The 3,055-nt window shown below is 53.2% G+C and carries 1 rRNA gene; it reads left to right on the top strand.

The annotated features are described in order from the left end of the window. The first annotated feature begins 80 nt into the window (after nucleotides 1-80). Nucleotides 81-2,960: ribosomal RNA gene (locus IAE56_RS20725) — 23S ribosomal RNA — on the top strand. The last annotated feature ends 95 nt before the right edge of the window (nucleotides 2,961-3,055 follow it).

Here is a 3,055-nt window from a genome sequence, read left to right as displayed (position 1 = left end):
ATTAATTGAGTCGTTATATTCGTATCCGGGCTTTGTACCCCCGGGTCAAATGTATAACCCAAGGCAACTTGCGGTTATATGGTCAAGCGAATAAGCGCACACGGTGGATGCCTTGGCGGTCAGAGGCGATGAAGGACGTGGCAGCCTGCGAAAAGTATCGGGGAGCTGGCAACAAGCTTTGATCCGGTAATGTCCGAATGGGGAAACCCACCCGCTTGCGGGTATCCTGCAGTGAATACATAGCTGCTGGAAGCGAACCTGGTGAACTGAAATATCTAAGTAACCAGAGGAAAAGAAATCAACCGAGATTCCGTAAGTAGCGACGAGCGAACGCGGACTAGCCCTTAAGCTGATTTGGTTCTAGGAAAACACTCTGGAAAGAGTGGCCATAGAAGGTGATAGCCCTGTATCTGAAAGGGCCATTTCAGTGAAGACGAGTAGGGCGGGGCACGTGAAACCCTGTCTGAACATGGGGGGACCATCCTCCAAGGCTAAATACTACTGACCGACCGATAGTGAACCAGTACCGTGAGGGAAAGGCGAAAAGAACCCCGGAGAGGGGAGTGAAATAGATCCTGAAACCGTGTGCGTACAAGCAGTAGGAGCTCCGCAAGGAGTGACTGCGTACCTTTTGTATAATGGGTCAGCGACTTACTGTTCGTGGCAAGCTTAACCGTATAGGGGAGGCGAAGGGAAACCGAGTCTGATAAGGGCGCATAGTCGCGGGCAGTAGACCCGAAACCGGGTGATCTAGTCATGGCCAGGGTGAAGGTGCCGTAACAGGTACTGGAGGCCCGAACCCACGTCTGTTGCAAAAGACGGGGATGAGCTGTGATTAGGAGTGAAAAGCTAATCGAACCCGGAGATAGCTGGTTCTCCTCGAAAGCTATTTAGGTAGCGCCTCATATGTATCCTCTCGGGGGTAGAGCACTGTTATGGCTAGGGGGTCATCGCGACTTACCAAACCATTGCAAACTCCGAATACCGAGACGGACTGTATGGGAGACACACGGCGGGTGCTAACGTCCGTCGTGAAAAGGGAAACAACCCAGACCCACAGCTAAGGTCCCAAATTCACTGCTAAGTGGAAAACCATGTGGAAAGGCACAGACAGCCAGGAGGTTGGCTTAGAAGCAGCCACCCTTTAAAGAAAGCGTAATAGCTCACTGGTCGAGTCGGTCTGCGGGGAAGATTTAACGGGGCTAAGCAGTGAACCGAAGCTTGGGGTGCATAACTTTGTTATGCGCGGTAGAGGAGCGTTCCGTAAGCCGTTGAAGGTGGATTGAGAAGTCTGCTGGAGGTATCGGAAGTGCGAATGCTGACATGAGTAACGATAATGCGGGTGAAAAACCCGCACGCCGAAAGCCCAAGGTTTCCTTGCGCAACGTTAATCGGCGCAGGGTGAGTCGGCCCCTAAGGCGAGGACGAAAGTCGTAGTCGATGGGAAGCAGGTTAATATTCCTGCACCTCGCGTAAGTGCGATGGAGGGACGGAGAAGGTTAGGTGTACCAGGCGTTGGTTGTCCTGGGGAAAGGCGGTAGGTTTGGATCTTTGGCAAATCCGGGATCCTTTAAGACCGAGCACCGAGACGAGCCTTTATGGCGAAGTCACTGATACCACGCTTCCAGGAAAAGCTCCTAAGCTTCAGCTTACGCAGACCGTACCGTAAACCGACACAGGTGGGTAGGATGAGAATTCTCAGGCGCTTGAGAGAACTCGGGTGAAGGAACTAGGCAACATGGCACCGTAACTTCGGGAGAAGGTGCACCCTTTTTGGTGGCTCGTGCGAGCTATAGCTGAAGAGGGTCGCAGTAACCAGGCCGCTGCGACTGTTTATCAAAAACACAGCACTCTGCAAACACGAAAGTGGACGTATAGGGTGTGACGCCTGCCCGGTGCTGGAAGGTTAATTGATGGGGTCAGCCGCAAGGCGAAGCTCTTGATCGAAGCCCCAGTAAACGGCGGCCGTAACTATAACGGTCCTAAGGTAGCGAAATTCCTTGTCGGGTAAGTTCCGACCTGCACGAATGGCGTAACGACAGCGGCGCTGTCTCCACCCGAGACTCAGTGAAATTGAAATCGCTGTGAAGATGCAGCGTTCCCGTGGCAAGACGGAAAGACCCCGTGAACCTTTACTATAGCTTTACACTGAACGTTGAGTTCGTCTGTGTAGGATAGGTGGGAGGCTATGAAACTGTGGCGCTAGCTGCAGCGGAGCCATCCTTGAAATACCACCCTGTCGTGCTTGACGTTCTAACCTGGGCCCATTATCTGGGTCGGGGACCGTGTATGGTGGGTAGTTTGACTGGGGCGGTCTCCTCCTAAAGAGTAACGGAGGAGCTCGAAGGTACGCTCAGCGCGGTCGGACATCGCGCACTGTGTGCAAAGGCATAAGCGTGCTTGACTGCAAGATCGACGGATCAAGCAGGTAGGAAACTAGGACTTAGTGATCCGGTGGTTCTGTATGGAAGGGCCATCGCTCAACGGATAAAAGGTACTCCGGGGATAACAGGCTGATACCGCCCAAGAGTTCATATCGACGGCGGTGTTTGGCACCTCGATGTCGGCTCATCACATCCTGGGGCTGTAGTCGGTCCCAAGGGTATGGCTGTTCGCCATTTAAAGTGGTACGCGAGCTGGGTTCAGAACGTCGTGAGACAGTTCGGTCCCTATCTGCCATGGGCGTTGGAGATTTGAGAGGGGCTGCTCCTAGTACGAGAGGACCGGAGTGGACGAACCTCTGGTGTTCCGGTTGTCACGCCAGTGGCATTGCCGGGTAGCTATGTTCGGAAGCGATAACCGCTGAAAGCATCTAAGCGGGAAGCGCGCCTCAAGATGAGATCTCCCGGGGCACAAGCCCCCTGAAGGAACCATATAGACTATGTGGTTGATAGGTCAGGTGTGTAAGTACAGCAATGTATTGAGCTAACTGATACTAATGATCCGTGTGGCTTGACCATATAACCTCAAGTTGCCTTGGCTTTACGACAACGTCGTAAGAGCATCCAAGTGCACGCTACGTCACAAGAACTATGCGAGGCTGGCGCCTTGTCCC

Source organism: Stenotrophomonas sp. S41, assembly GCF_016624625.1.
Classification (GTDB): Bacteria; Pseudomonadota; Gammaproteobacteria; order Xanthomonadales; family Xanthomonadaceae; genus Stenotrophomonas.
This window is presented reverse-complemented; position numbering and strand designations above follow the sequence as displayed.